Annotated in this window: 3 protein-coding genes and 1 riboswitch; all 3 genes read left to right on the top strand. The window is 59.7% G+C overall.

The window, feature by feature from the left end; genetic code table 11:
* Nucleotides 1–176: 176 nt before the first annotated feature.
* Complete coding sequence (aerA, locus tag AACS18_RS21925; protein ID WP_181363226.1) at nucleotides 177–1,640, top strand: aerolysin AerA; 1,464 nt, start codon at nucleotides 177–179, stop codon at nucleotides 1,638–1,640.
* Between the two features lie 271 nt (nucleotides 1,641–1,911).
* A riboswitch (TPP riboswitch) is annotated at nucleotides 1,912–2,024 on the top strand.
* A gap of 279 nt (nucleotides 2,025–2,303) precedes the next feature.
* Nucleotides 2,304–4,295, top strand: coding sequence for a phosphomethylpyrimidine synthase ThiC (thiC, locus tag AACS18_RS21930; protein WP_108611929.1), 1,992 nt, complete (start codon nucleotides 2,304–2,306; stop codon nucleotides 4,293–4,295).
* Nucleotides 4,292–4,964: bifunctional hydroxymethylpyrimidine kinase/phosphomethylpyrimidine kinase (thiD, locus tag AACS18_RS21935; protein ID WP_146184727.1), on the top strand; the 673-nt coding region annotated here is incomplete at its 3' end. The genes thiC and thiD, both read left to right, overlap by 4 nt.

Genomic DNA, 4,964 nt, shown 5'->3' on the forward strand with positions numbered 1-4,964 from the left:
TCAATAAAGTCATCGCTCTAATTATTTTCCTGCATCACCATCATTTTATTTGTCATGGATGTTTTTTGGTGGTTTATTTTATTTGTGTCAGGTTTTGTCGGAGTCCATACCTGTCAAATGAAAAAGGATATTTCTACACAATAACAATTATCGTATGTCTGAAAGAGGGATAAATGATGAATAGAATAATTACCGCCAATCTGGCGTTTTTGGCGTCTTCATTGATGCTCGCTCAGGTGCAGGCGGCTGAACCTGTCTACCCTGATCAGGTCAAGTGGGCGGGGCTTGGCACGGGCGTCTGTGCCAGTGGTTACCGTCCTCTGACCCGTGATGAAGCCATGAGTATCAAGGGTAATCTGGTCAGCCGCATGGGGCAGTGGCAGATCACCGGACTGGCGGATCGCTGGGTGATTATGGGGCCAGGATATAATGGCGAAATCAAACAGGGCACTGCCGGAGAAACCTGGTGCTATCCAAATTCACCGGTTTCCGGAGAAATACCAACACTCTCTGACTGGAATATTCCGGCGGGTGATGAGGTCGATGTGCAATGGCGGCTTGTCCATGATAATGATTATTTTATCAAGCCAGTCAGTTATCTCGCCCATTATTTGGGATACGCCTGGGTGGGTGGGAATCATAGCCCCTATGTCGGGGAAGATATGGATGTTACCCGGGTTGGCGATGGCTGGCTGATAAAGGGAAATAATGACGGCGGCTGCTCCGGATATCGTTGCGGGGAGAAGAGCTCCATCAAGGTAAGCAACTTCTCATATACCCTGGAACCCGACTCCTTCAGCCATGGTCAGGTCACCGAGAGCGGCAAGCAGCTGGTCAAGACCATCACGGCCAATGCGACCAACTACACCGACCTGCCCCAGCAGGTGGTGGTGACCCTGAAGTACGACAAGGCCACCAACTGGTCGAAAACCGATACCTACAGCCTGAGCGAGAAGGTGACCACCAAGAACAAGTTTCAATGGCCGTTGGTAGGTGAAACCGAACTGGCCATCGAGATCGCAGCGAGCCAGAGCTGGGCCTCCCAGAAAGGGGGTTCGACGACCGAGACCGTCTCGGTTGAAGCGCGCCCCACGGTGCCGCCTCACTCCAGCCTGCCGGTGCGGGTTGCCCTCTACAAGTCCAACATCTCCTACCCCTACGAGTTCAAGGCCGAGGTCAATTATGACCTGACCATGAAGGGCTTCCTGCGTTGGGGCGGCAATGCCTGGTATACCCATCCTGAGAATCGCCCCACCTGGGAGCACACCTTTGCCGTCGGCCCGTTCCGCGACAAGGCCAGCAGCATCCGCTACCAGTGGGACAAGCGTTATATCCCGGGTGAAGTGAAGTGGTGGGACTGGAACTGGACCATCAGCGAGTATGGTTTGTCGACCATGCAGAATAACCTGGGTCGTGTGCTGCGCCCGATCCGTTCGGCGGTGACCGGTGACTTCTATGCCGAGAGCCAGTTTGCCGGTGATATCGAAATCGGTCAGCCCCAGACCCGTTCCGCGAAGGCTGCGCAGTTGCGTAACTCCTCTGCTGAAGGTGTGGCACTGACCGGTGTGGATCTGGACAGCGAGGCCCTTGCCAACGAAGGGTTTGGCAATGTATCCCTGACCATAGTTCCGGTTCAATAACCTTACTCGCAGGCCCCTTTCATAGGGGCCTGTTTCTGTTCTGCGCAAGACGATGCACTTGCCCTGCGCCCCTCGATTTTCCCTCTTTTTGTCCTCTTGTCCCTGAATGATCACAACAGGAAGCTATGGCTTGCCAAGGTGATGCCAACGCAGGTTTGACCTCTGCCCGGGGTGGCCCCGTGAGCGAGACATTGTTCACTCATTTGTTGAAAGAGGCGTGTTGGCCAGATTGTTAACGGCTTGTGCTTTAGATTTTCCCCCTTATACTGGCGCCATCTTGTCGGAGTGCTGACCGTCGAACGACGCGAAGCTGAGACCGTTAATTCGGGATCCGTGGAACCTGATCAGGTTAAAACCTGCGAAGGGAACAAGGGTAACTTGCGGGTTACCGCGCCGGGGGAGGAACAAGCCTCTTCCGCTCATCGAAGGGATCACCCTTGATGGGTCAGGGTGCACAGGAGGGAGTCTGTCCCGTCCGGTTTTCCAGCACGTGGGGCGCCTTGCCCACCGCGTGCAGAGAGCGGGAAGTGGCAGAACAGCAGTGCGGAGATCCATCCAGCGTGCACTCCCTCCCGAGATAAACACCCGCCGCAAGTTCATCTTCTCCTCGAACTCCAGACAAGCAAACACCCATAACTTCAACCAGTTAATGTGAGTTTTGCTATGTCTACTTCCGTATCTGATACCACCAAATCCAGCCGCCGTGAGCAGCGCTCCAGCGCCCAGGCCTTTATCGACAGCCTCAAGGGGATGGCTCATCCCAACTCCCGGCGCATCTTTATCGAAGGCTCCCGTGCCGATATCCGGGTGCCCCTGCGTGAAATCCAGCTGGCCGATACCTTCGTCGGCGGCACCAAAGAAAATCCCCAATTCGAGCCCAACGAGCCGGTGCCGGTCTACGACACCTCGGGCCGTTACGGGGAGGAGGGGGTCGCCATCGACGTGCGCCGCGGCCTGCCGCGCCTGCGGGAGAACTGGGTGCTGGAGCGGGATGACACCGACGAACTGCCGGGGCTCAGCTCCACCTTCACCCAGGAGCGTCTGGCCGATGAGGGGCTGGATCACCTGCGCTTCGAGCATCTGCCGAAACCGCGCCGCGCCAAGCCGGGTCGTCGGGTTACCCAACTGCACTATGCCTGTGCCGGCATCGTCACTCCCGAGATGGAATTTATCGCCATTCGCGAAAACATGGGCCGTGAGCGGGTGCGCTCTGAACTGTTGCGTACCCAGCATCCGGGCCGTGATTTTGGTGCCCGTTTGCCCCAGAACATTACCCCCGAATTCGTGCGCGATGAGGTGGCCGCCGGTCGCGCCATCATCCCCAGCAACATCAACCACCCGGAAGCGGAGCCGATGATCATCGGCCGCAATTTTCTGGTGAAGATCAACGCCAACATTGGCAACTCGGCAGTCACCTCCAGCATCGAGGAGGAGGTAGAGAAGCTGGTCTGGTCGACCCGCTGGGGCGCCGACACCGTCATGGATCTCTCCACCGGCCGCTACATCCACGAAACCCGCGAGTGGATCCTGCGCAACAGCCCGGTGCCCATCGGTACCGTGCCCATCTATCAGGCGCTGGAGAAGACCAACGGCGTCGCCGAAGACCTCACCTGGGAGCTGTTCCGTGACACCCTGCTGGAGCAGGCCGAGCAGGGGGTGGACTACTTCACCATCCATGCCGGTGTCTTGCTGCGCTTCGTGCCGATGACCGCCAAGCGCCTCACCGGCATCGTCTCGCGCGGCGGCAGCATCATGGCCAAGTGGTGCCTCTCCCACCATAAAGAGAACTTCCTCTACCAGCACTTCCGCGAGATCTGCGAGATCTGCGCCGCCTATGATGTGGCCCTGTCGCTGGGCGACGGTCTGCGCCCGGGCTCCGTCTATGACGCCAACGACGAGGCCCAGTTCGCCGAGCTTCGCACCCTGGGCGAGCTGACCCAAATTGCCTGGGAGTACGACGTGCAGGTGATGATCGAGGGTCCGGGTCATGTGCCGATGCACATGATCGAGCGCAACATGACCGAGCAGCTGGAGCACTGCCACGAGGCACCGTTCTATACGCTGGGCCCGCTCACAACCGATATCGCGCCGGGTTACGATCACTTCACCTCCGGCATCGGCGCCGCGCTCATCGGCTGGTACGGCTGCGCCATGCTCTGCTACGTGACCCCCAAGGAGCATCTGGGACTGCCCAACAAGGAGGATGTGAAGCAGGGGCTGATTACCTACAAGATCGCCGCTCACGCCGCCGATTTGGCCAAGGGGCACCCGGGTGCCCAGATCCGCGACAACGCCATGTCCAAGGCGCGCTTCGAGTTCCGCTGGGAGGATCAGTTCAATCTGGCCCTCGACCCCGACACCGCTCGCGCCTACCACGACGAGACCCTGCCGCAGGAGTCCGGCAAGGTGGCTCACTTCTGCTCCATGTGCGGGCCCAAGTTCTGCTCCATGAAGATCACTCAGGATGTGCGCGACTACGCAGCCAAGCTTGAAGCGGTGGAGATCAAGCTGGTCGGTATGGATGGCCAACAGGAGCAGGTAGTGGCTCAGGTGGAGAGCGGCATGGCCCGCATGGCGGAAACCTTCAAGGAGACCGGTGGCGAGATCTACCATCAGGCGGCGGCGCTGAAACAGGCCGCAGGGGAGGAGGCGTGAGCAGTGCAAGCGGGGCTGTCAGCCCCGCCGATCAGCTGCCTGTGACGGACTCGCGTCCTGTGGTCTGGACTATTGCGGGTTCAGATTCCGGCGGTGGCGCCGGCATTCAGGCCGACTTACACACATTGCACGACCTTGGCGTGCACGGCTGTTCGGTTATCTCCGCCATCACAGCCCAGAACTCGGTGGCGGTGAAGATGGTCGACCCCGTGCTGATGCAGACCTTCACCGCCCAGATCGACGCCCTTAGCGTCGATCTGCCGCCCGCCGCCATCAAGATCGGTCTGCTGCCGACCCGGCTTCACGTCGAGGTACTGGCCCGCCGACTGGCAACCATCGAGGCCCCCTTCGTGGTCTACGATCCGGTGGCCATCGCCAGCACCGGCACCCCGATGGCGGAGCCCAATATGCTGGAGGCGGTGCGCGAGCAGCTGTTGCCACGTCTGTCGCTCATCACCCCCAACGGCCCCGAACTGGAGGCCCTGACCGGCATTCCCGCGACCAGCCCTGTGCTGGTGCGCTTCGCCGCCCAGCGGCTGCGCGAACTCGGCGCCCGCGCCGTGCTGGTCAAGGGCGGCCATCTGGGTTGGAGCGGTGAACTCTGCCTCGATTACTACCAGGACGAGACCCGCGAATTCTGGCTGGCGGCGCCGCGCCTCGATACCCGCC

Source organism: Aeromonas sp. HMWF015 (genome assembly GCF_963878965.1).
GTDB lineage: Bacteria > Pseudomonadota > Gammaproteobacteria > Enterobacterales > Aeromonadaceae > Aeromonas > Aeromonas veronii.